The following is a 25,211-nucleotide window of genomic DNA, read 5'->3' as shown; positions in this document are numbered from 1 at the left end:
CTAAACTCAATACAGAATATTACCCTTCACATCATAAATTTGTTCTCGAAATTAAAAACAAATATTATGAAGAAATCGAATTTAATTTTAGCGATTATAATTACTTTTTCAAGTTCAATTTTTGGTCAAAACACATTTACTTTATCTAGCAAAAATTTGGGTGGTGAAGCCACTATTAATGAAGAATTTAATGGTTTTGGCTGCACTGGTAAAAACCAATCACCACAATTATCATGGAAAAACGCTCCCAAAGGAACCAAAAGTTTTGCTATAACTATGTATGATCCAGATGCTCCCACAGGAAGTGGGTGGTGGCATTGGCTTGTATTTGATATACCCACAAATATTAATGAATTAGTATCTGATGCAGGAAACACTAAATTAAAATTAGCACCTGAAGGAATTATTCAAAGTATTACCGATTATGGAACAAATGGATATGGTGGTCCTTGCCCTCCAGAAGGGCACGGTTTACATCAATATATTATTACAGTTTATGCATTAAAAACAGATAATCTTGGATTAAATGAAAATACTAATCCCGCTGTAGTTGGGTATTATTTATGGAATAATACGCTTGCTAAAGCAAGCATCGTGACATATTATCAAAGAAGCAAGAAATAAAACTATTTATAACTATATATGCAAGTCTAATGACTTGCATATATAGTTATTGTGATGATAAAACATCAACTCTATTCTGTTATATTCACTTTATAACTTCAATCCATTTCCCTTTGGTACGTACAAGATAATCATTGTCGTACATTGCCTCACATTGAATTCCTGGTAAGTAATACTTTCCTAAATAAGAAGCATTTAACAATAAAGTTACTGTTTTACTTTCTCTTGGTTTTAAATCAAAATAAAAGTTAACACGATCATCACGAATATCCGTATATGTAACTTTATTACTTCTGAATGAACCAAAATCTGTAAATCGTGTATTCACAACTTCCCAACCCGAAGGAAAAATCTCCGTAAGCGCTATATCTTTCACTTCACTTCCAGAAGTATTAGTTATAGTTACTTCTGCGACAAAATCCGTTCCTTGTGATAATCGAGTAACATCAATAATTTTTCCATCTCGATTCTTATAATCTACGATAGCTTTAAAATTACTTTGTATTACTTTTTCTTGCCCTACTGGTAAAATTCCACTTGTTGCCAACTGTACAAAAATAGTATTGTCTTTATTGTTTTTAAGTAGTAATTTATTATTCTTAATAATAGACAACTCTCCAGATGACTGCAATGTTTTATCTGTATTGGCATTATTAGATTGCCCATTAAGTGTATAATTTACATCGATTCCTTTTCCACCTACATAAGCGGCATATTTAGCCATTGCCATTAAAGCATAAGAAGTAGTTTGGGTACTCATCCATTGCTTAGAAGATAACTCTTTAGCTAATTCTTCTGCTATCTTTTGTGCTTTTATTTTTTCATCCAATAATACTAATGTCTCTAAAGCCATTGCTCTGTTTCGATTAGTAGACCCATATGTATAATAATGATTTTTCCTTGGCTGAAAATCGATATTAGCGCTATTCAATAATTTATCTGCAGCACTCTTCTGACCGATAAGACCATAGGCAGCTGCCAATCTTAATTTTGCATTATTAGACAAATTCGATGTTTCCCTTAATCTATTCATAGAGGATAAATCTGGACTACCAGCTAATGCTAAAGTATACAGTCGATATGCCTGCGCTAAATCACTACCACCACTTCTCCAACGTTTAGCCTGTTGCTGCTGATAATTAATCCAATTACTTTTAAATCCAATAGGCAATACATATCCTTTCTTATTAGCTTCTAATAAGAAATGCCCCGCATATGTTGTCCCCCAATCATTAGAATTACTATATCCAGGCCAATAGGACATCCCTCCATTAGGCTGAATAAAACTTTTTAATCTATAAATAGCAGCTTCCATATGACGCTGTATCTTTTTCTTTTTATCTGAAGGTAATGTAAATACATCATTTAAATATAACTGCGGAAATGCTCCAGAAGTTGTTTGCTCAACACATCCGTGAGGATAACGTATCAAATACTTTAATCTACCTTCAAAATTCATTGGTGGTAAAGAAGACAATTCAATTGTAGTGCTATTGCTTCCATCTACTCCAAAAGATGTAAAATCTACTTCTTGTTGACTATTTGGTTCTAAAACTATGGTGGTAATCTCTGTAGTCATAGGATTAGGATTAATAATATCAATTGGAATACTGTAAGAAGCTTTTTCTCCGTTACCACTTGCTACTACTTCAATATCAGTAATAGATGCACCATCGATTACTTCTATATCAAAATACACCATCTTTTCATCTGGTTGAGCAAAAGAAATCTGTTTCGTAGGCTCTCCAATTACCGTAAATCCTTTATTTGGTTTTAAAGTTACATTCACATCCTTCACCTTTTTTTCCATCGCAAAAACTGTGACGGGAATGGTAACTTTTTCACCAGGAGTTATTTTTCTAGGAATAGATGTTAGCACCATTAATGGTTTTCTTACTGGTGTTGTTTTCTCTGTACTTCCGTAGGCAGCATTATTAGCATCAGAAGCAACAATCATAGTTCTAACAGAACCTATGTACTTTGGTATTTTAATTTTATGAGACTTTGTTTCCCCATTTTTTAATTCAAAAGGTCCTTTATAAACAACCATTGGTTTAAATCGGTTGGCTTTTTTTGCCTTTCCTCCTCCGGCTTCGGCATCACCTCCAATACTAAAAATTTGGTTGATACTTCCTCCATACGCTCCAATAATATCATCATACACATCCCAGGTTTTTACTCCCAACGCTTCTCTAGCATAAAATGTATTCCATGGATTTGGAGTTTTATATCTTGTAAGATCCAATAAACCTTCATCTACAATTGCAATAGAATAGGTCATTGCTTTACCATTTGTCTCACTAATTTTAACATCAATTGTTTCTTCTGGACGCAACACATCAGGCATCTTTACTATTGGTTCAATCCTAGTTGCTGGATTTTCGACAGAAACTGGAATAACTCCATATAGTCGAATCGGCAAATCATTCGCTGTAGCGTTATGCGCTTGCAATAATGTTATATGTATATATACATTTGGCGTATATATATCTTCAATAGGCAATTCGAATTTAGTTTCTCCTTTTTGCGGTGTAACCCAAAGAGAAGATAGTACTTCGGTACCGTTTTCTACAGTTACTAAAGCTCTTCCTCCTTCGCTAGAAGGAAATGTAACTGTAGCCGTCTCTCCAACATTATATGTGTTTTTATCTGCTGAGAACATAAGCATCGTAGCAGCAGATGGATCATTCTTGTTAGCTCTACCTGCCCAACCAGGCCAATCGATATAAATCGCTTTTCCGGTAGCATGCCCACCATTAGGATCTACTACTCTTACTAAATATCTACCCCATTCTGGATGCTTAATTTCAAAATTAAAATTGGCTTGTCCCTTACTATTCGTAGAAACTTTAGTTTTAAATACTTCATTTTGATACGATCCACGATTGTAGGAAGAAAGATTATCCTCTGAGGTATCCCACCACCATCGCCAGTTCACCTTATAAACATATACTTCTAGGTCTTTTACCGATTTAGGTTTTCCTTCTTTATCAACGGAAACTACCTCAAAATTATGTGTCGTATCCGTTAGCAACATTCCACGTGCTTTATCGCCTTTGGGAACATTCAGTCCTATATACGTGTCATATGGTGAAAAATCTTTAGAAATAACATCTGTACTAAAATCACCACCATTTTCGTAGACCTTAGTTATAAATGAGGCTCGTAGCATTCCGGCAGCTTTATTTTCTAATTTAGGTTTCATGGAAAAACTGGCTTTACCTTCTTCAGAAATCTTACCATTAAAAACTTCTAACTCTTCACTACTAAATCTTCTTGAAGGATCATCAAAAATATATCCTGGAAATGCTTTAAAACTTGTTCTTTTGGAATTAAAACGAACATTGATATCTGTTTGCAAATTCTTAGCTACTGCACCATGTAACCACAACACTTCTAAATCTCCATTGATACTTTTATTTGCTCCTAATACCTCATCGTCAAAACTTGTTTTTATTTTAAGACGATTTGGTTTTATAGTTTCTATTTTTAAAGCTTTAGAAAAACTCGCTCCTCCTACATTAACTTGAGCTTGCCAATTTCCAGTGGGTGCTTCATCAGAAGTTGTTACACTAAACTTATAAAAGTTCCCTACTCCTTCTGTTTTAGTTTCTTGATAAATTACTTTTCCATAAGGATCCTTTAATTTGAATTTTACAGGATGCCCTTTTGGTAATTTATTAGCATTATCATTAAGCATAAAAGAAAGGAATAAGGTGTCTCCAGGTCGCCATACACCACGCTCACCATATATATATCCTTTAATACCTTTCTGTAATCGTACTCCAGAAACATCAAACTTACTTACAGATAATGCATTCCCATCATTAAGTTTTACATATGTTTGTTGTTTTCCAGATTGAGCAATCGCAAAATATGCTTGTTTTTCTGCATCAAATCCAGACATTCCTTGCGCATCTGTGGTAGCAACACCAATCTCTTGTTGTTGATAGTTATAGAAAGTAACTTTAGTATTAGGAACTGGATTAGTGGTGATGATGTCATTAACTGTTACCATATACGAATTATTCAATCCCTTTTTTATAACTACTCCTAAATTAGAAGCTAGTACATTAGCAGCTATTTTCTTATTTCTATAAAAAGAATTACTACACGGATTATCTCTTTCACTCCAATCATAATCATAATAATCCTCATAATAATATTGTGAGCTATCCCAAAAACTAGACTCTTCTTCACTATCATAATTCTCTGATAATTCATTGATTGAAGTATCATCTGCACTCGCACCATCACATTTATATAGAGAATACGCTTTTCTATACTTTAGCTCAATTCTATAAATTGCTCCTGGATCAGGCGAGATCAGTTCTTTTAGATCTATTGCAAAAGCATTCCATTTACTCAAATTTAAAGATGTATTCTCTTGCAGATTAATTAGTTTTTTAGCGATTGGTCGTGCAACGCTTCTTAAGTTACTTGCTCCATTAAGATCATTATTTTGTAAAAACTGAAGTACATTGTTTTCAAATACTTTGACTACTTGTACTTCTACTGCCCGCAAGTTAATTGCCTCAAAATTAAATTTCAGATTCTCTGAAGTTGGTAAAATAACCCCGCTTTGTAACAACCTGACTTCTGGCTTTGGTTGCTGAAACGAAATATTTTCTGAATAGGTACTCTTAAGTTTATAATTGTCTACACTCTTAATACCTTCAAAAATGGTTACTTCTAACGTTCCTTTTAGTTCCTGTTTGGGGTATACTTTTAAATTCTGACCTATTACAGTATACTTTAGTCCTTTTGCTCCTTCAATGGCAACTAAACCATCAAAATTTTGATTTTTTTCCAACGGATCAGAAAAATTAATCTCTACATATTGTCCTTCAAAATTGGAAACAGATACGCTTATTACAGAAAAATTATTTTTCCCAGGAATGTTCAATGTGTTTTCACCTTCCGTATCGATATCAACTGATTTTCCGGACCATTTTACAGTCACCTCAGAATCATCTTCAAATCTTTGTATACTATCAATTCTAAAACTAAACTGACGGCTTTTATCTAGTGATTCTCCAAAATTAATTGGAATATTTTTTCCTTTTTGAGTAGCAGTAATTAGTTGTTTTGCCTTCTCGAAACTTAATTGATCACTGGCCGTAATCGTTCCATTTACATATTGCCAATCTTTACTATAGGATTGAAGATTTTCTGTTAGCACGGAGAACTGCTGCTTTAACGTTTTAACACTGAAGACAAACTCTTCATCTAAGTCTTCTTTTAGATCCTTAACCAAACTTTCTAAATTCAATGTAAAGGTATACTCCGTATCTTCTTTAAAACCATCTTCTGGTTTAAAAGCAATAGTTTGATTATTAACAGCAAATACTTTTCCTTTTACTTTCGGCGAAACTGAAAGGATTTTATCAGAAAGTTCTTGATTATCATCCCAACCCTCAACAGGTGTTTGCAACACTACATACACATTATCTAATACCGAAATTACACCGGTAGAAAGGTCCGAAACATAATCTTGATATTTATTTAGTTCTGAAGCATTTGCTTCAGCTAATGATTTAGCATCTTTCTTTTTACAAGAAAATATAATCGTAGCAAATAAGAAGAAGCATAGAATCCGTGATGATCGCATGTTGAATGATTTTAATTGACCATATAAATGTAAGACATTTTTACACGTACTGATCCCCTGAAAATGGTGATTTTTTGGATTTTAAGTATAAAAACCACATTTTCTCTTCAAATATGCTCACATACTTCTGTCTTTATAAAAATCAATTAAAGCAATTCTTGCCTGAAAAAATCTAAACGTTAAGTATACAATATTACCCTTATTATCCTCTAGAGCAATTGATTTATTTAATTCAAAATCATAGGGTTGATCTTTTCCTCCTTCAATAGCAATATTATCGGCGTACAATAACAACTTCTTATCGGACTTTGATACAGGTTCTATTTTACCAGAAATCCCAGGGACTTGTCCCGATTTATTGATAATAATCGAACCCGAATTGTTAGTTTTTTCGATAGTAACTTCTACATCTTCTTTTGGGTTCATACTATTAAAAACCACCGCTGGATATTCTGAATGGGCGATAAGAACTGTATATAATTTTCTTGTTCTAATAACAAAATGAGCTAGACCGTTCTCATCTGTAAATCCTTCGAGATATGTCGAATTGTTTGCTACTAAAACTACCTTCGCATGCTTAATCAGTTGCGACTTTTCATCAACTACCTTAATTGTAAAAATAAACGGTTTGGGACTAATCATGGTAGAGAGTTTCGACCATCGGTTTTTTAAAAAAGTTTGATCCTTTTTTAATTTATTCTCAATTAGAACGGCTAATTCTTCTGGAGTTCTATTTTCCAGATTAATATAACCGATAGTTTTAAGAATTCCAGGAATTTCTGTATCATCAAATCTAGCAGGTAATATATATTCCCTACTCTCCTGAAAAGCTCTTGCTTGCATCGAAACTCTCTCATGATTCGTCCATAATTTTTTATTATAAAAACTGGATACAAAAAGCACTGTATACCTTGCTTTATTCTGATAAATTTCTGACAAATACTCATATAAATTCTTTCCCCACAAATTAGCCTCTTCAAACAAGTCATAAAACACTTTAACTCCTTTTGTTTTTAAGCTATTCGCTACCTTCTCTACATACGCCCTATTCTCTCCTGCAAAAGATAAAGCCACATCATATTCATAACTTCTATTCTTCATCACTGACTATTTTTTTAACCTAAAACTGACTTATACAAAATTACTTTCTTTATTTGGAAATATTCCATTTTTTATTGGAAATATTCCAACAAAAGTTTTACTTTTAAACCGTAAAAATCAAAGCTTTTGGAACCAAAAAGAATTATAAAAGGAAGAGGTGCTCAAGAAAAAATTCATAATCGTTTTTCTGCCAATCATTACGAACTAAGAGATGACTTTCTCAACTATCTGCAAAAAGAAGGTGAACCGATTCAAAATAACAAGACAACATTCATTGAAACTTTTCCTAAGACTATTATCAATAAAGTAAGTAGTCCGGATGTTGGCATGCTATATTCCCTAAATCCATATCAGGGTTGTGAACATGGTTGCGTATATTGTTATGCCAGAAACTCACATGAGTATTGGGGATATGGAGTAGGTCTAGATTTTGAAAGTAAAATTTTAGTAAAAAAAAATGCCCCAGAATTATTAGAAAAAAAGCTTAAAAGCAAACATTGGAAAGCATATCCTATTGCTCTTTCTGGAAATACCGATTGCTATCAACCCGCAGAAAAAAAACTTGAAATCACAAGACAACTTCTTAAAGTATTTTTAAAATATAAGCATCCGGTAGGCATTATTACAAAAAACGCTTTAATTTTAAGAGATATAGATATCCTTTCTAAACTAGCAGAAGATAACCTTGTGTCAATTTTTCTTTCTATCACTTCCTTAGAAGAATCTACTAGAAAAATACTGGAACCAAGAACAGCAAGCATAAAAAAACGATTAGAAGCTTTAGAGAAATTAAATCAATTGGGGATTCCAACTAATGTTATGATGGCCCCTATTATCCCATCCATAAACAGCCACGAAATTCTGGCTCTTTCTAAAGAAGTATCTAATAGAGGGGCAAAAAGTATTGGTTATACAATTGTCCGTCTAAATGGTTCCATTGGTCAAATTTTTACTAAATGGCTAGAGCATACATTACCTGATAAAAAAGATAAAATATTACACCAAATTATGGAATGTCATGATGGCAACCTTAACGACAGCGAATTTGGTAGAAGAATGAAAGGAAGTGGTAAAATAGCTGATCAGATCCATCAAATGTTTACCATTGCTAGGAAAAAATACTTTACCAAAAAAAACAATATTCTTTTGAATTGTGACTTGCATGATTCTCATAAAGATGGGCAATTAAAGCTATTTTGACACTATTTTGGTTATTTTTGGTCCTTCACCCTAAGCTTATATGAGATTGCATCGTTTATTCATCTTATCTATTCTTTTGTTTTGTAATACTTTAATTTCTCAGGTTGAGAATATTATTGTTACAAAGAATGAAGAAGATATTCGTCTTCAGTTAGAAGCTCTTGATGAAAGTAAAATAGATGAAATCATTTCCTTAAGTAATATTTTATACAAAATAGCTTTTGATAACGATGATCCAAAAGGAATGATAAATGCTCTGGAACGTTTAAGCATTGCCAATCTTAATTCTGGAAATAATAATTTAGCTATTGAGTATCTCGACAACGCTTCTTCTATTGCATCCAAAAACGAAATGTACCAGAAACAGGTACAGATAATGAATCTTAAAGGAAATCACTACTTTGACATTGAAGAATACGATAAGTCAAGTTCTGCGTATTCAAAGGCATTATCTAAAGCAGAAGAGATTAACAATCCTTCTTATATGTCTGTAATTAAAACTAACCTTGCATTTATAAAACTAAGAACAGGTGATTACAAGACTGCTCTTAAAGAACTAAAAGATAGTGAAGAAGAACTTTTAACAAACCCATATAAAAGAAGTGAGGAAGGAGTTAATATCGGGATTATGTTATTTAATGCTCGAATTTCTGAAGCTTATATAAAATTAAATAAATTAGATTCTGCATTATATGCTAACAATAAGGGGTTGTCTTATACTGAAAAAGTAAAAGTTGATAATGTACATATTGATCTGTTAATGCATCGAGGTATTATCCATAAAAACAAAAAGGATTACACCAACGCCCTTACATTTCTAAACCAAGCAAAAGAACTATGTTACAAGGCAAATGATATTATCTTTCTAGGAAAAATTCTCAATTTACTCGCAGAATGTAAACTAGATTTAAAAGAATACAAAGGAAGCATTGAAGTATTACTCGAATCTGAAGAAATTCTTACCAAGAAATATAGTAACTCCGACGAGATAAGCAAATGTTATAAATTACTTGGTCAAGCCTATAAAATGGATGGTGACTTAAAAAAATCTAATTCGTATTATGAAAAACATATTTTAAGTTTAAGTAAACTCAATAATAAAAGATCATTAGCATCTAGAAAGGTTCAGGACATAACCATGAATGATTTTCAAAATGAAATAAACGATTTGGAAAATCAAAAAAAGAAACAAAAAAGCAAACTCACCTATTCTCAGATTGGATTAGTTCTTGTAGTTTTTGGACTTATTTTGGTGATATTCTTTTTTCAGAAAACAAAGAGAAAGAACAAAGAAAAATTTGAAACATTACACGCTGAAATCGAAAGAAAAGAAAAAGCAAATACTTCGGAAATAACTGTTAATGACCTTGCAATTAACGACCCCATTATTGACACTAAAGATAAAAAATTAGAATCCCGATCCAGTGAATTAGATATAAGTGATGATTTATATGAACAAATACTTATTGGATTAAAAAAAATAGAATCCCAAGAATATTATCTTAAAACAGATTGCAATCTATATAATGTAGCCAAGAAGATCAATACAAATACTTCTTACCTGTCTAAAGTAATTAATGCTCACTTTAATAAGAATTTCAATACCTATATCAATGATCTAAGAATAAACTATACAATCGTTCGACTTAAAAACGATTCTAAATTTAGATCTTATTCTATTAAATCTATTGCTAAAGATGTTGGCTATAAAAGTGCCGATTCTTTTTCTAAGTACTTTAAAATTCACACAGGACTACTCCCATCTTTCTATGTAAAACAATTAAATTCTAAAAATTGATCCATTAACTTTTACAAAAAAAATGAACAAATTACCCTAAATTTATAAAAATAGGGCTCTCAGTAATTTTTGGAAACCAAACTTCTTGTTTTATTATAAATAATTGATATTCAATTATTTATAATAATAAACCATACCCGTTTTTCTTTAAATTGGGTTTACCCCTCTTGTTATTACGGTTTTTTTAAAGGTACTTTGATCAAGCAATCAATTAAATAGTGGTTGTATCAAAATCTGATGAAAAAGCAACTTGTTTTATTTTCTATAGGAATTTTAGCCGGGATTTTAGTTTATGCTATGTATGTCGGAAATAAAGTAGAGGATAAATCAAACGCTATTCTAAAGGTATTACAATCTAATTGTGAATGTGATCAGGTAAAACAATTCTTATATGTAAAAGGCTTAGCAAGTTCGGAAAAAGGAATTTCTACAGAAACTGCAGAGTACGAATTAAAAAATTGTAAATATTCTGACTTAACCACAGAGGCAAATAGAATCAATGAATTATTAATTAAAAAAGTTGATGGATATCAAGAAATCGACAGGTTTACACTAGAATTTGTCAATCGAAATTCATCAAAACTAGTAACAATAAGTAACGGAAACATAAATCACTAATCATGATAGCACTTACAAAATTATTAATCGACTTTATTTTGAACTATTTTCTTTTTATAGTTGAATTTGTAATCAGCATTTTCGCATAATCAAAAAACGGACAATCAAATTCTATCAAAAAACGAGCATTTGGAATACAAAGAAGGTAGATAAATCATCAATGTCTGCCTTCCCATTCTTTAAAAAATTCTTCTAGAAAAGATTCCATAAAATGATGCCTTTTTTCTGCCATTTCCCTACCAGTATCTGTGTTCATTCTATCCTTAAGTAATAACAATTTTTCGTAGAAATGATTTATCGTTGGAGCAGTAGAGTTTTTATATTCTTCTTTGGTCATATTTAAATTAGGCGCTATTTCCGGATCGTATAGCGTTCTATTTTTAAATCCCCCATAATTAAAACAACGAGCGATTCCAATAGCCCCAATAGCATCTAAGCGATCTGCATCTTGTATAACATTCAATTCTGGGGATGTAAATTTCTGCTCAGTATTACCTCCTTTAAAGGAGATATTTTCAATAATAAGTACTACGTGATTAACAATATCTTTTTCTAGTTGAAGACTTTCTAAAAAGTTCCTTGCGACTTTTGGACCAATCGTTTCATCTCCATTATGAAATTTGGAATCTGCAATATCATGAAGTAATGCTCCAAGAGAAACTATAAAAACATCCACCTCTTCACTTTCGGCGATGGTTTTTGATGTTTTAAAAACCCGTTCGATATGAAACCAATCATGTCCTCCTTCAGCATCTTTCAGCGTATTTTTTACAAAATCAACAGTTTCATATATAATCTGCTCTTTGGTCATATACGCCATAATAATTTATTTCACTAAAGCAGGTTGCACCCATTTAAATTCAAAAACTTCTTCTGGAATTACCAATCTCTCACTAATACGTTGCATTCTAGCAGGTAATCTCATTACAAAATCACGTGCTTTTTCTGCCTCATCAGTAAGATCCACAAGTTTGTCAATTTCCCATTTATCGATCAAACGTTGCATAATATCAATATAATCCTGAGAAGTATATACTCCTATTCGTTGAGCGGCATTAGAAAACTCTTCAAAAGCACTTCCGATTGTATTTCCGGATTCTCTTAAAAAAACCGCTGGCATTACAATTTTATGCTTCATCATATCACTAAAAGCTACCATCATTTGACTTGGGTCTACTTCGAATATGTTTTTTACAAATTCACTATATGCATTAAAATGACGCATCTCGTCACCAGCAATAATTTTACACATTTTAGCTAGAGATTTGTTTGAATACCCTTTTGCCAACTTTGCCACTCTAGTATGCGAAATATTAGTTGCCAACTCCTGAAAGCTAGTATAAACGAAGTTTTTATAAGGGTCTCTATCGGTTCCGATATCAAACCCATCATTAATTAAATGTTGCGTTGTACGTTCAACTTCTATCATATTTACTCTTCCTGACAAATACAAATACTTATTTAAAGTATCTCCATGTCGATTTTCTTCACTAGTCCAATATCGTACCCATCTAGACCAGCCATTTCCTCCTTCTTCTTCGTGTTGATTTACCCCTTCTACATCCATTAACCAGGATTCATAGGTAGGAAGTGCTTCTTCTGTAATCGTATCTCCAACTAAAACGACCCAAAAGTCATATGGAAGTTCTTTTGCCAACTCTCTTAACTCCTTTACCTCATCAAAAAATGTATCTTCATTTTGTGAATCAGGTAAAAAATCTGTTGGCTGCCATACTTTATCTATCGGAATCAAAAATTTATCGATAAAAGATTCTATTTTCTTTTCCAATAATTGCATTACTTCTAATCTAATATTATCTATAGCCATGACTACTTATTTACGTTTTTATGGTAGAGATTACTCTCTTTTCTGCAATATCTAGTATTTCTTCTTTAGTAACTCCTTCTGAATTTATAGGTTCTTTGACTTCTAGAGTAAGATGTATTCCTACTCCCATAGGGAAATTACCAAATCTAACCAACTTCCAACTGTTATTAATAGTTACCGGAACTATTAAAGCTTCAGGAGCATTTTTCATTAATATTTTTAATCCTGTATGGGCAAAACTTTTAGGTTTTCCATTTCTACTTCTAGTTCCTTCCGGATAAATTACAGCTGAAAAATTATTTTTGGCAATATACTTCCCAAACCTAGAAATCTCTGGTATCGATTGTTTCGCATTTTTTCTATCTATTAAAGCATGACCTCCATTTCTTAAATTAAAAGAAATACTCGGGATTCCTTTTCCTAACTCCATTTTAGAGATAAACTTTGGTCGATGTTTATGCAAATACCAAGATATCAAAGGAACATCAAACATACTCTGATGATTTGATACAATAATCAAGGAACGATTTTTAGGTAATTTAAAAGAATTTTTAAAGCTAATTCTTACTCCTAAAACGTGTAAACAACGAAGCAGACAAAGGTTCATTAAATTAACCACACCTCTGTGTCCTTTTGCTCCGCCCAGTTTAACTCCCAACCATTGTAAGGGATGAAAAACTACTAATGTTAATCCAAAAAATAAATAGAAAACTATCGAAAGCGGATATGAAATTATCCTTTTTAATGCCCCCATAACTTCTCTTAGCAATTAATAATTTTGACTTGTGTTACTGCAGTGCAAGGTCTGATATTATTTTTTGTTTAGCAACAGTTTAAAGAACTAAAATCAAATCAATCAGTGAACTTTCTATTTACTACTGAAAATTTTTAGGTTTTTTTAATGAAAATATGTGGTAAAAGAAATGTTACACACCACTTAAATAAAACTTTTTTAAAAATTTCAGGCAACATTTTAGGGGAAATAATCATTAACATATGGACATATGCTTTGTGGATCTATAATTATTCAGAGTATTATATAATTTTAAAATTTACAGTATGTTACACAAAATCTTAAAACTAGAAGGAGCTAAATTATTAACTAAAAATGCATTGAAACAAGTGCATGGAGGAACTGGATGTCAATGTGATGGATACTCTAATGATAGTGGAAATGAACAAGGAAGTATTGAAGGTAGTGATTGCCAACCTTGCAAAAAAAGAAATAAAAAAATCCGGTACTAACCGGATTTTTATTTTTTATCTAAATATATTAGCAGTGCTCATTATAAGCATCTTTAAGGTTTTCTGCAATCATATCAGCAGGTCTCCCTTCGATATGATGACGCTCTAACATATGAACTAATTCTCCATTTTTAAATAACGCCATTGAAGGTGATGATGGAGGAAATGGGATCATATATCCACGTGCTTTATCAGTAGCTTCGCGATCCACGCCCGCAAATACTGTTACTAAATTATCTGGTTTTTTATCATTTGCCAAAGAAGCTTTCGCTCCTGGTCTTGCATTCGCTGCAGCACAACCACAAACAGAATTTACAACGACTAAAGTTGTTCCTTCTTTTGCAATCGCAGTTTCTACATCAGCTGCTGTTTGTAATTCATCAAAACCTATATTTGTTAGGTCTTCACGCATTGGCTTTACTAAATCTGCTGGATACATATTTCTTAACTATTTTTTATTTAAACTTTGATACAAAGATACAAATAATGTACCATATCAATATGACTGCCAAGTAGTCGTAAAACATCTTTACAACTATCTAACAAATCATTTTTTCGTAACATTTTTAATGAATATGTTACTAATTAAGTATACTCTAAATTGTGTAAATAATTCAATTATCTTTACACCCTCAAAATTGACTATGAATGATTAAATGGATTGCTGCTTTATTAGGAGGTATTTTTTTTAGATTTCCAGGAGCCATATTAGGTTTTATACTAGGCAGTTTGTTAGATACTACTACCAAGAGTAAAGGAAGTGGAGGATTTACTCAAGTATTCTCTCAAGAAAAAAAAGTAAGTCCCGGAGATTTTGAATTAAATCTACTTTCTCTTTCTTCAATTGTAATAAAAGCCGATGGTCGTGTAAATCAAACAGAACTAGATTATGTTCGTCAGTATTTCGTAAGTGCTTATGGAAAAGAGCGTGCTAATGCCACGTTTAGAACCTTTAATGAAATTATAAAAAGTAGAGAGATTTCTGCCCAACGCATCTGTTTGTTTCTTACCCAACGCACTCGCTATGCAGCAAGGTTACAAATTCTTCATTTCCTATTCGGAATTGCAAATGCAGATGGTAATGTAAGTAACGCTGAAGCAATAGAAATTCAGAAAATGGCTGGATTTATGCGAATAAATTTTAGTGATTTTGAAAGTATTAAAGCCATGTTCTTTAAGACCGGAAATCACGCCTATAAAATTCTTGAAGTTGAAAAAACCGCTACTGATGCAGAAATAAAAAAGGCATATCGAACCATGGTTAAAAAATACCATCCTGATAAAGTACAACATATGGATCCTGTGCATATAAAAGGAGCAGAAGAAAAATTTAAAGAAGTACAAAAGGCTTATGAACAGATCCAAAAAGAGCGTGGTCTAACATAATCATCCGTTTCTCTTTCAGAATAAAACTAATAGTTGTATATTATTTGGTTTAATATTTGATGCTAAAACAATATGCCTAAGCTAGTATTATTTATTTTATTAAGCCTATTATCTGCTAGTCAATCCTACAGTCAAGATTTTGATAGAATTGAAGCTATTGTACATTTATACCCTAAAAAATATAAAACTCCTAAAAAACTAGCAGAACAGATCTCCAAGGATTTTGATTCTGAAATAGATAAGGCCAAAGCCCTATATTCTTGGATTACAAAAAACATATCCTATGATTATAAGGAATCAGGAAAATATTACACTGATTATGCAAATTCTTATAAATCAGTCCAACACAACCCCTTTCCTAGCTTTCGTTCTACCAATTATATAGATTATCATAGGGATAAATCAGGATCTAAAAAGCATCTACAGACAGAGAAAAAATATAGAGAAAAAATATCTAAACGTGTTATATCTAGTGGTATAGCAGTTTGCGAAGGATACACTCAACTTTTTAAAGATGTCTGTGATCACCTTGGAATCATTAGCTTCTACGTTTTAGGAAATGGTAAAAATCAAATTCATCATATTGGAAAAGAATACCGCTCTGATCACGCCTGGAATATTATTGAAATAGATTTTAAAAAGTATTTAATAGATGCTACCTGGGGTAGTACAGGATATTACGATATCGATACACAAGAATTTATCGAAGAGCCTAATTATTTCTATTTCGGTACACCGGCAGAAGTTTTTATTAAGGGACATTACCCTAATTTTTATGAAAACAGCTTGTTAGTAGATAATATTAGTAAAGAAGAGTTTTCTAAAGCTCCATTATTTTATCAACACGAAAAATCAAAAGATTTTAATCTAATTTCTCCATCAACAGGAATCCTAAAAAAAAGGGAAGCAGTGATTCAAGAATTTATAATAGAATACGATCAACCTGTGCACTCGATTGTTTATTTGGTTAATAATCAACAATTCAGCTACAAAGGAAAAATAGCATATAATGACGGGAAAATTAGTTTTAATGTAGACTTATCACACCCTAATGCAAAAGAGCTTGTCATATTTATAAATGAGATTCCTATGGTAGGATTTAAAATTGAATAAATGAATCTACTTAATCAATCGATTCCAGACCATTTTAAGAAATTTACTAGTCGGCATTGTTGACATTATCTTTAGATCTTCTATCAACGAGGTTTCCTCATTTAAAAATTTCAAGATTTTATATGTATTATTTTTTCCGAATAATCGTGAAAATAAAATAGCACCATTCTGATTTTCTTTTGATAATAGATCTAAAAAGAATAGATCATAATACCAAAATTTAGTTCGTTTCTCAAATTTGGATAAATCCCCACGTCTTTTAAGAAACTTGATAAGCTTTTTTACCTTTTTTTCAGTGTTCAGAAAAGTAAATCCAGTACTAGCCTTTGTCCATCCTCCAGCCGTTCCAATATGAATAATGTTCTTAGAATTTTGTTTTCCAAACTCATATGAGGTCATTGGAATACATCCTACTTCTTTTTCTGTAATACAATACTCTTTGATCCCTGTAGTATTTAAATATGCTTTAATTTCTGTTTCATATTCTTCTTTAGAAAGAAGATCTTTAGAAAACAAGGTGTACTCAAATAAAGCTTCTGTTTTAGACATCGGCAATACATACATAAATCTTGTATTCCCCTTTTGATCAATGTCAAAATCCATAAAAGTAGCTGTCTCACTATCAAAAGTGGGGCTTACCACCTTTATAAACCATCCTATAAAATGTTGATTTAGTAATGGATATTTTTTTTGTGTTTTAAACTGTTTAGAAAATGGGATACTATTAAAAACCTTATCTCCTAAATACATTCTTTGATCAGTTTCTACCTCTACTATACTATCCTCATCTACAAATCCCATTACGGTTTCCTGTACTACAGTAATATTGGATTTTTTACTTAATTGCTCAAAAACATGATTGTAAAAGTCTTTACTACGAATCATCTTATACTGATATGGAGAAATATCTATTGTATCCGAGAAATCAGTACTTCCGAAAAAGATATTATTCCATTTTTTACTTACAACAGAATCCCAAGTTCCTTTTCCTTCTTCCCAAAAACACCAAGTACGATCATTTTTATTTTTTTCCTCTTTATCAATTAACAGTATTTTCTTTTTATCAAAAAAAGTATCATTAATTAAATAATAAGCCAATATCAAACCTGATGCTCCGGTGCCTGTAATAATATAATCATATTTCTGCATCTAGTAAAATAAGAATGTGGTAAAAAAGATAAATATAGCAATGAAAATATGAACCGAAATCGTGTATTGCAAAGTTTTATATACTTTTTGAAATAAAAAATGTGCTACAAAGGAAACTACGACCCATCCTATATAATTCTGAATTGGTACTATCTGTCCTTCAAACTCCCAAAAATCAAATCTTGGAGCGGAAACTTCGATGATAATATCCAATGCCACCATCAACACTGCACCAATAAAAGAAGAAATAGCTATGTTTGTGTGTATCTTTTTTGATATTGCTGCTGTACAATATACTAGTAATGCCCAGTTTACACCAATAATCCAAGGTACTCCTAAAATTTTACTTCCCAAGTTATTACCGTATTGATAGTTGCCAAAAATCAATCCATAGTTAACTCCCAGATACTCCGTAATCATTCCAATACCAAAAGGAATTAACAATGCTAAAATCAATTTTTTATTAATTCTAGAATTCCAAATCATTAAACCTAAATACAATAGTAAATTGAGAGGCGTTAATGGCAAGAACCAACTTTCATATCCTATCAGAATTCCAATTATTCCTGAAATATTAAACAACCAAATTAAAATTATGGATATAAGAAGTTTTCTTTCTAGACGCATAGTTTAATCATTAAAATCTTTTTCAATTAACTCAGAAACTATCTTACCAGACAATAAACACAATGGAATTCCTCCTCCAGGATGCACACTTCCTCCACAGAAATAAAGATTTTTAATATTTTTAGAAAAGTTAGGATGTCTTAAAAAAGCTGCATATTTATTATTGCTACTAGAACCATACAATGCACCTTGATAAGATTGTGTTTTGTTTTCAATACTTATAGGATCTAAAATCTCTTCAGTTTCTATTAACTCTTCAATATTTACTTTTAACAATTTTGATAATTTATCCAGAATATTTTTTCTAGACCGTTGTATTATTTCTTTCCAGTCTTGTCCTTCATTACTAGGAACATTAATCATAACAAACCAGTTTTCGGATCCTTCAGGAGAATCATTTGGTTCATTTTTAGCAGTAATATTTATATAAACGGTTGGATCATTACTTACTTCCTTCTTTTCAAAAATATATTCAAATTCCTTTTTATAATCTTTAGAAAAAAAGATGTTATGTAGATCCAATTCAGGAAATTCTTTTTTGATTCCCCAATAGAAAATTAAGGCGGAGCTTGATCTTGGTTGTTTCAGAGTTTTTTTCGGTGCTTGCTCATTTGGAAGTAATTTACGGTAAGTAGGAACTACATCCATATTGGATATAATTACATCCGCTTCTCGTATAAAACCATCAACAACTACTGCTGTTGCTTTTTTATTTGTAACAACTATTTGATCCACTTCTGATTCAAAATGAAATTTTACATCAAGATCAACAGCCAACTGATAAAGAGCTTTTGTAATACTATACATTCCTCCTTTTGGAAAAAAAGTTCCGTAGTACTGTTCTAAATGCGGAATCATAGACATAATTCCAGGCGTAACATAAGGAGACGAACCATTATAAGTTGCAAATCGGTCAAAAAACTGAACCAATCTTGCATCCTTAAATATTTCATCATTATAACTGTGTAATTTCTTATCTATTCCTAGGCTATTAATTCTAATAATAGCTTTTATAGTGTCCAAAGACAGATATGTGGATAATTTATGTAATGATTTTTCTAGAAATAAAGTAGAGGTCAAGTCATATTTTTGCTTACTAGATTTAAAATATTTAAAAATCTGATCCCTTTCTACTTCAAACTTCTTTTCTGCTTCTTCTGCAAATTTTTTAATATCGGCTAACGCTGTAAATCTAGTTCCGTCTTCATAAAAGTAATTACATACTATTTCTTTTTTGGAATACTCAAAATAATTCGAAATTGATTTCTTAGAGATAGCGAACAACTCTTCTAAAAACTGAGGCATTGTAAACAAGGATGGTCCGCAGTCAAAACGATATCCTTCTTTATGAATTTCGGCTAATTTTCCTCCAGGATAAGAATTAGTCTCATATACTTCTACACTAAAATTTTGACCGCTTAAACGGATTGCAGAGGCTAAACCGGCAATACCAGATCCAATAATTATTGCTTTCTTGTTTGACATATTATGTGCATAAAGATATTATGAAAAATTATAAAGCGAAGACAATTGCCATAATTTAGTATGGATTTTTATATATCTTTAATTTTAAACATATTTAAACTAACTTGTATCTAATAGATTTATTAGTTTGGAAAATCAAAAAATTGAAATAAGAAAACTCAAATTATCTGACACATTACAGTTGGCAAAACTAGCTAACAATAAAAACATATGGAATAACCTAAGAGATTATATCCCTTATCCTTACTCAGAAAGTGACGCCGAAACTTTCATTAATTTTACTCAAACACAAGATCCTCCACAAAGTTTTGGTATTGAATGTAACAATGAGCTATGTGGAGTAATCAGTTTAATCATACAAAACGATGTTTATAGAAAAAGTGCAGAAATAGGATACTGGATAGGTCAACCATATTGGGGAAATGGAATAGCCACAAAAGCGGTGAATCTTATAACCCATTACGGATTAAAAAAACTAAATTTAATTAGAATTTATGCTGGTGTTTTCGAAAATAATATTGCCTCTATGCGGACGTTAGAAAAAAACGGGTATAGTAAAGAAGGGGTTTTTCGAAAAGCGATTATTAAAAATGGTAAAACTTTAGACGAACACAGATATTTTATATTAAGTAAAAATCAAGAATAAAAATCCTCATAATGAAACAATTCATTTATCTACTTTTAATATTCTGCCCTATTTTCATAAAGGCTCAAGACACGAATAAAAAGGTAAAAACTCCTCAAATAGTTACCAAATTAAAAACTGGCAAAAAAGCTAATTTTGGAAATAAAAGTATACATTTTATAAAAGTATTAGAAGATTCTCGTTGCCCAAAAGGAGTATCCTGTATATGGGCAGGACAAGCAAAAATTTTGATTGGTCTCTATGAAAACGATACACTTTTAGAAGAAAAAGAAATCTTAATCAAGGCTCCTATTAAATCAAAAGAACTATTAAAGTCATTGGAGAAGACGGTCTATAGTCACAATCTAAGTCCTTATCCAATTAATTCTGAAAAAATAGATCCCTCGAACTACTATCTAGAACTATTGGTTAAATAAATAGTGCTAAAACCATGAGAGTACTTATCTCTATATTTAGTTTCTTTGCCAAATGATTTCTAACAAAGCCAAAGCTCATATTGCATTATTAAGTGTAAATATGATCTATGGAGCAAATTATCTTATTGCAAAAGGTTTAATGCCTGATAAAATAGGTGCATCCGCCCTAGTATTTCTAAGAATAAGTGGAGCTGGATTGTTATTTTTTATTTTAAAGTTTTTTGTAAAAGAACAGGCTCAGAAAAAAGATATTCCAAGATTAGCAATTTGCGGGCTTTTGGGGGTAGCAACAAATCAATTCTTCTCTATGAATGGATTAAGTTTGACATCTCCTGTAGATGCCGCTATCATAGTTACTGCCATGCCTATTTTCACAGTGATTATTAGTTATTTTTTGTTAAAAGAGCCTCTTACTTTATCTCGTGTTTTAGGTATATGTATTGGAGGTGGTGGCGCAGTATTATTAATATATTTAGGCAACTCAGGTTTAGGAACAGGATCGTTAAAAGGAAATATTTTTATAGGTTTAAATGCATTATCATTTGCTTTTTACTTAGTCCTAGTGAAACCATTAATGCAAAAATATAAACCAATTACTGTTATTATCTGGACTTTTTTCTTTGGATTTATCTTTATGTTTCCATTTTGTATTGGTCAATTATTAGAAACAGATTTTAATTCTTATAAAACGACCAATTGGATATCATTATGTTATGTAATCATAGGCCCAACGTTCTTAGCTTATTTATTAAATATGTTTGCTTTACAATTTGTAAAACCTACAGTTTCTAGTAGTTATATTTATGTACAGCCCGCAGTAGCCATGTTGTTGGTTGCAGGAATTGCCTATTTTATTATTGATAGTGAATATAAAGGAGATATAACAATAGTAAAACTGTTATGTTGTTCTTTAATTTTTGTAGGTGTTTATTTGATTAGCAGTAATAGCTCTCTAAAATGGATACGAAGAAAATAAATTACTTTTTGATAAGATGCACCATCAATAAGTGGACAAAACTATAATAAATATTATTAATGGTCTAATTGACTAGTGACAACCGCAGCCGTTCTTTCCACAACTTCCAGGCGTCTTTTTACTTGAAGTAACTGGCTTTGGTTTCCAAATAAATTTCTTAATCAAAAATCCTATTGCTATAGCAAAAACAACAAATACTAATATGTTCTGGACAAATAAATTCATAATTTCTTAGTCGAATAAAGATACAAAAACTTATTTTAAAATCTGATATGCCACCAATGCAACAGTATACGCTAAAACACTCATAAACACAAGCTGTACCATAGGCCATTTCCAACTGTTAGTTTCCCTTTTTACAATAGCTAGTGTACTCATACATTGCATTGCGAATGCATAAAACAATAACAGAGATATTCCACTTGCCAGGTTAAACAATGGGGTTCCCGTTACAGGATGGACTTCAGAAGCCATTCTATTTTTGATGGTTTCTTCCTCATCACTTCCTACGCTATAAATAGTTGCCAAAGTACCAACAAAAACTTCGCGTGCTGCAAAAGAACTAATGATCCCTATTCCAATTTTCCAATCATATCCTAACGGAGCTACAATAGGTTCAATAGCTTTACCTGCATAACCAATAAAAGAATATTCTAATTTATAAGAAGCAATTTTCTGATCTAGTTCTTCTTGAGAAAGATTAGAGTGCTCTGATGTTACTATTTCTTCTGCATTACTAAAGTTCTCATTAGGTCCGAAACTGGCTAAAACCCATAAGATAATCGAAATGGCTAAAATTATCTTCCCTGCCCCAAAAACAAACGCTTTAGTTTTTTCAATAACATTAAATATTACATTCTTAAACAAAGGCATTTTATACCCTGGCATCTCTATCACGAAGTAATTATTGCTTTTTATTTTTAGAATTTTATTTAAAATCCAAGCAGAACCTACAGCGGCACCAAAACCTATAAAATATAATAACATCAAAGTCAGACTTTGATAACTAAATATCCATCCAACCTTTTCATCAGGAATTACCAGTGCTATTATGATCAAATAAACAGGTAGTCTTGCAGAACATGTCGTAAATGGAACTACTAGAATCGTTATCAAACGTTCTTTCCAACTTTCAATATTCCTTGTAGCCATTACAGCAGGAATTGCACAAGCTGTTCCAGAAACTAAGGGAACAACACTTTTTCCACTTAATCCAAATTTTCGCATTACCCTATCCATAAGGAACACTACACGACTCATATATCCACTTTCTTCCAAAATGGAAATAAATAAGAATAAAAATGCAATCTGAGGTATAAAAATAACAATACCGCCTAATCCAGGAATTATACCTTCGGTTATTAAGTCTATAAAAGGTCCTGACGGCAAAGCTGATTTTGCGGTCTCGCTTAACCACGCAAATCCTTCGTCTATTAGATCCATTGGGTATGAAGACCAATCATAAATAGCTTGAAAAATCAACAACAATATGGCAAAGAAAATAAAGTACCCCCAGAATTTATGAGTTAATACTCTATCTAATCTAGCACGTATACCGGTTGCCGCTTTTTCATCAATTATCAATCCTTTTTTTAGAACTTGATTAATAAATTGATATCTTTTAATAGTTTCTTTTTGCTGAAATCGCTTGAGCTCACTTTCCGATTTGATCTCAAAATCTGGCGGAACTTCGGGCTTCTTTTTATCAATTTTTCTAAAATTGACATCTTGTGTAATTACTAACCAAAGTTTATAAATAGATTGATTAGGAAATGCTTTCTTAAGTCTATCAAAATATTCAGGAGCAAAAGTCAATGCATCTACACAAGGTTTAGTAGGTATTGAAGCATATGAAAGAATCAGCTTTTTAAGTTCATCTATTCCTTCATTTTTTCTAGCACTTACTAAAGCAATTTTAGTATTTAACTCTTTTTCGAGTAGTGGAATATCAAGAGAAATCCCTTTCCTACTCATTCGATCTGCCATATTAATGACTAGAATCGTGGGGATTTCTAAATCCTTTATTTGGGTAAATAATAATAGATTTCTTTTAAGGTTTTCTACATCACTTACGACTACGGCCACATCAGGAAAATCCTTATCTTTTTTATTAAGTAGAATTTCTATAACTACATTTTCATCTAAAGATGAAGCATTAAGACTATATGTTCCTGGTAAATCAAGAATATGTGCCTTAACTCCTCGTGGCAATTTACAAACCCCTTCTTTCTTCTCTACAGTAATTCCTGGATAATTGCCGACTTGTTGGTTTAATCCAGTTAGCAAATTAAAAACAGATGTTTTACCTGTATTTGGGTTTCCGATAAGTGAAACTTTAATCTGCTTGGCCATAAAAAGTAATCCTATTAAATAATTTCAATCTCAATTTGTGAAGCAATTTCTTTACGTATGGCGAGATGGCTACCATTGATTGTAAGATACATTGGGCATTGAAACGGTGCGGTTTGTAATAATTGCACCTCATTACCTGGCAAGCATCCCATTTCCAATAACTTTAATGGAATAGTATCAGAAGTTATTTCCTTAATCAACGCACGTTGACCCCTTTTGAGATTTGCTATAGTAATTTTCAAGCCTTTATTTAGAATAATTTTAAACAAGGCAAAAGTAGTGGAAAAATATCTATTGAAAAAACTATCTCTTAGAAAAACCTATTACGAGTTGTTAAAATATTCTTCCTGTCTTTTCTTTTTAGATTTCATTAATAAAAACCGTTTTAAACCTATTCAAAAAAGGGTTAACAACCCAAAAAAAGTCCAAAATCATTGAAATTCAAATTTTTCGGATATCTACGAAGGTATGTCGCTTTAATTTCATCATATCTAAATTTAGAAAAAGGTGGAAACTAAAAAGCCTTAAATAGAATAAAGTCTAATTAAAAAATTATAGAATGAAAAATTATAAAAAACTATTACTTCAAGCATTAATGATCTGCTTGGTTTCAATTATTTATTCTTGTGAAAAGAATAATTTAGAACAAGAAAGTTTGGACATATCTGGTCAAAATAAAAACGATAAAATCGAAAAATATGATCAATATACAGTTAGAAAACCTAAAAAAGATGGAGTTTATCTAGTTGCAAAAAACGAGCATACAGGTAGTCAATTATCTTACAAACTACATAATGCACATATCACAAGTTTTCAAATTCTGCAAAGAGATGGAAATACTATTATATTTGATAAACTAGTGATCCCTACAGCAGAAAATTTACCTCCTTGGAGACCAGATTGTCCTGATGGATGGGACGAAAAATTAATTTGCTACGTAAACAAGGATGGTGTTGCAGTTTCCTATACACGATGTACTCCTACCTCATTTACAATTGGCCTGGAGCCTGAATGGTAATATTATGGATAGAATTCA

Annotated in this window: 22 protein-coding genes; 11 read left to right on the top strand and 11 right to left on the bottom strand. The window is 31.5% G+C overall.

All coding sequences use genetic code 11. The annotated features are described in order from the left end of the window. The first annotated feature begins 66 nt into the window (after positions 1–66). Positions 67–624 carry a YbhB/YbcL family Raf kinase inhibitor-like protein gene (locus D1815_RS18075; RefSeq protein WP_118388712.1) on the top strand — a complete coding sequence of 186 codons (558 nt, stop codon included), beginning with the start codon at positions 67–69 and terminating at the stop codon, positions 622–624. 85 nt (positions 625–709) lie between these two features. Here D1815_RS18075 and D1815_RS18070 read toward each other — a convergent pair whose 3' ends face one another. Beyond that, positions 710–6,235, bottom strand: a complete 5,526-nt coding sequence (locus tag D1815_RS18070; protein WP_118388710.1) for an alpha-2-macroglobulin — start codon at positions 6,233–6,235, stop codon at positions 710–712. A 117-nt stretch (positions 6,236–6,352) separates the two neighbouring features. Further along, complete coding sequence (locus D1815_RS18065; protein WP_118388708.1) at positions 6,353–7,336, bottom strand: TIR domain-containing protein; 984 nt, start codon at positions 7,334–7,336, stop codon at positions 6,353–6,355. A gap of 126 nt (positions 7,337–7,462) precedes the next feature. On the opposite strand from D1815_RS18065, the gene D1815_RS18060 reads away from it, so the two are divergent. The 3 genes from D1815_RS18060 to D1815_RS18050 all read left to right on the top strand — a co-directional run bounded on the left by D1815_RS18060 (position 7,463) and on the right by D1815_RS18050 (position 10,952). Next, positions 7,463–8,536, top strand: a complete 1,074-nt coding sequence (locus D1815_RS18060) for a PA0069 family radical SAM protein (RefSeq protein WP_118388706.1) — start codon at positions 7,463–7,465, stop codon at positions 8,534–8,536. Positions 8,537–8,576: 40 nt separating this feature from the next. Beyond that, the gene (locus D1815_RS18055) at positions 8,577–10,334 is read left to right on the top strand and encodes a helix-turn-helix domain-containing protein (protein WP_118388704.1); all 1,758 of its coding nucleotides are present in this window, start codon (positions 8,577–8,579) and stop codon (positions 10,332–10,334) included. A gap of 237 nt (positions 10,335–10,571) precedes the next feature. Continuing rightward, the gene (locus D1815_RS18050) at positions 10,572–10,952 is read left to right on the top strand and encodes a hypothetical protein (RefSeq protein WP_118388702.1); all 381 of its coding nucleotides are present in this window, start codon (positions 10,572–10,574) and stop codon (positions 10,950–10,952) included. A gap of 157 nt (positions 10,953–11,109) precedes the next feature. On the opposite strand, the gene D1815_RS18045 is transcribed toward D1815_RS18050, so the two are convergent. From D1815_RS18045 to D1815_RS18035, 3 genes are read right to left on the bottom strand one after another with little or no spacing between them, the layout of a single operon-like run. Next, on the bottom strand, positions 11,110–11,763 hold the full coding sequence (locus tag D1815_RS18045; protein WP_118388700.1) for an HD domain-containing protein: 654 nt from the start codon (positions 11,761–11,763) through the stop codon (positions 11,110–11,112). Between the two features lie 15 nt (positions 11,764–11,778). Next, positions 11,779–12,780, bottom strand: coding sequence for an acyl-ACP desaturase (locus D1815_RS18040; protein WP_118388698.1), 1,002 nt, complete (start codon positions 12,778–12,780; stop codon positions 11,779–11,781). A 10-nt stretch (positions 12,781–12,790) separates the two neighbouring features. Continuing rightward, positions 12,791–13,549, bottom strand: coding sequence for a 1-acyl-sn-glycerol-3-phosphate acyltransferase (locus D1815_RS18035; protein WP_027393224.1), 759 nt, complete (start codon positions 13,547–13,549; stop codon positions 12,791–12,793). A 290-nt stretch (positions 13,550–13,839) separates the two neighbouring features. Between D1815_RS18035 and D1815_RS18030 the strand changes: the two genes are divergently transcribed. Continuing rightward, the gene (locus tag D1815_RS18030) at positions 13,840–14,025 is read left to right on the top strand and encodes a hypothetical protein (protein ID WP_118388696.1); all 186 of its coding nucleotides are present in this window, start codon (positions 13,840–13,842) and stop codon (positions 14,023–14,025) included. A gap of 28 nt (positions 14,026–14,053) precedes the next feature. Here D1815_RS18030 and D1815_RS18025 read toward each other — a convergent pair whose 3' ends face one another. Continuing rightward, positions 14,054–14,464: a BrxA/BrxB family bacilliredoxin gene (locus D1815_RS18025; RefSeq protein WP_027393223.1), complete on the bottom strand. Its 411-nt coding sequence runs from the start codon at positions 14,462–14,464 to the stop codon at positions 14,054–14,056. Positions 14,465–14,673: 209 nt separating this feature from the next. Between D1815_RS18025 and D1815_RS18020 the strand changes: the two genes are divergently transcribed. Together D1815_RS18020 and D1815_RS18015 are read left to right on the top strand one after the other, a co-directional pair. Beyond that, positions 14,674–15,411, top strand: coding sequence for a TerB family tellurite resistance protein (locus tag D1815_RS18020; RefSeq protein WP_118388694.1), 738 nt, complete (start codon positions 14,674–14,676; stop codon positions 15,409–15,411). Positions 15,412–15,483: 72 nt separating this feature from the next. Then, entirely contained in the window at positions 15,484–16,524 is a 1,041-nt protein-coding gene (locus D1815_RS18015; RefSeq protein ID WP_118388692.1) for a transglutaminase-like domain-containing protein, read from the top strand. Between the two features lie 6 nt (positions 16,525–16,530). Here D1815_RS18015 and D1815_RS18010 read toward each other — a convergent pair whose 3' ends face one another. The 3 genes from D1815_RS18010 to crtD are packed head-to-tail and all read right to left on the bottom strand — an operon-like array spanning position 16,531 to position 19,785. Beyond that, entirely contained in the window at positions 16,531–17,673 is a 1,143-nt protein-coding gene (locus D1815_RS18010; RefSeq protein WP_118388690.1) for a lycopene cyclase family protein, read from the bottom strand. Further along, entirely contained in the window at positions 17,674–18,300 is a 627-nt protein-coding gene (locus D1815_RS18005) for a carotenoid biosynthesis protein (RefSeq protein ID WP_027393219.1), read from the bottom strand. Positions 18,301–18,303: 3 nt separating this feature from the next. Next, the gene (crtD, locus tag D1815_RS18000) at positions 18,304–19,785 is read right to left on the bottom strand and encodes a 1-hydroxycarotenoid 3,4-desaturase CrtD (protein WP_118388688.1); all 1,482 of its coding nucleotides are present in this window, start codon (positions 19,783–19,785) and stop codon (positions 18,304–18,306) included. 127 nt (positions 19,786–19,912) lie between these two features. Between crtD and D1815_RS17995 the strand changes: the two genes are divergently transcribed. The 3 genes from D1815_RS17995 to D1815_RS17985 are packed head-to-tail and all read left to right on the top strand — an operon-like array spanning position 19,913 to position 21,823. Continuing rightward, positions 19,913–20,431, top strand: a complete 519-nt coding sequence (locus D1815_RS17995; RefSeq protein ID WP_118388686.1) for a GNAT family N-acetyltransferase — start codon at positions 19,913–19,915, stop codon at positions 20,429–20,431. Between the two features lie 11 nt (positions 20,432–20,442). Next, complete coding sequence (locus tag D1815_RS17990) at positions 20,443–20,847, top strand: hypothetical protein (protein ID WP_118388684.1); 405 nt, start codon at positions 20,443–20,445, stop codon at positions 20,845–20,847. Positions 20,848–20,899: 52 nt separating this feature from the next. After that, positions 20,900–21,823: a DMT family transporter gene (locus D1815_RS17985; RefSeq protein ID WP_118388682.1), complete on the top strand. Its 924-nt coding sequence runs from the start codon at positions 20,900–20,902 to the stop codon at positions 21,821–21,823. A gap of 255 nt (positions 21,824–22,078) precedes the next feature. Here D1815_RS17985 and feoB read toward each other — a convergent pair whose 3' ends face one another. Then, positions 22,079–24,175, bottom strand: a complete 2,097-nt coding sequence (gene feoB / locus D1815_RS17980; RefSeq protein WP_027393215.1) for a ferrous iron transport protein B — start codon at positions 24,173–24,175, stop codon at positions 22,079–22,081. Between the two features lie 14 nt (positions 24,176–24,189). Then, entirely contained in the window at positions 24,190–24,417 is a 228-nt protein-coding gene (locus tag D1815_RS17975; protein WP_027393214.1) for a FeoA family protein, read from the bottom strand. Between the two features lie 317 nt (positions 24,418–24,734). On the opposite strand from D1815_RS17975, the gene D1815_RS17970 reads away from it, so the two are divergent. Further along, complete coding sequence (locus tag D1815_RS17970; RefSeq protein ID WP_118388680.1) at positions 24,735–25,193, top strand: hypothetical protein; 459 nt, start codon at positions 24,735–24,737, stop codon at positions 25,191–25,193. Positions 25,194–25,211: the final 18 nt, after the last annotated feature.

Origin of the sequence: Aquimarina sp. AD1, assembly GCF_003443695.1 — a bacterium.
In the GTDB taxonomy this organism is placed as follows: domain Bacteria; phylum Bacteroidota; class Bacteroidia; order Flavobacteriales; family Flavobacteriaceae; genus Aquimarina; species Aquimarina latercula.
The sequence above is the reverse complement of the archived record's forward strand: the minus strand, read 5'-3'. Positions and strand labels throughout refer to the sequence as shown.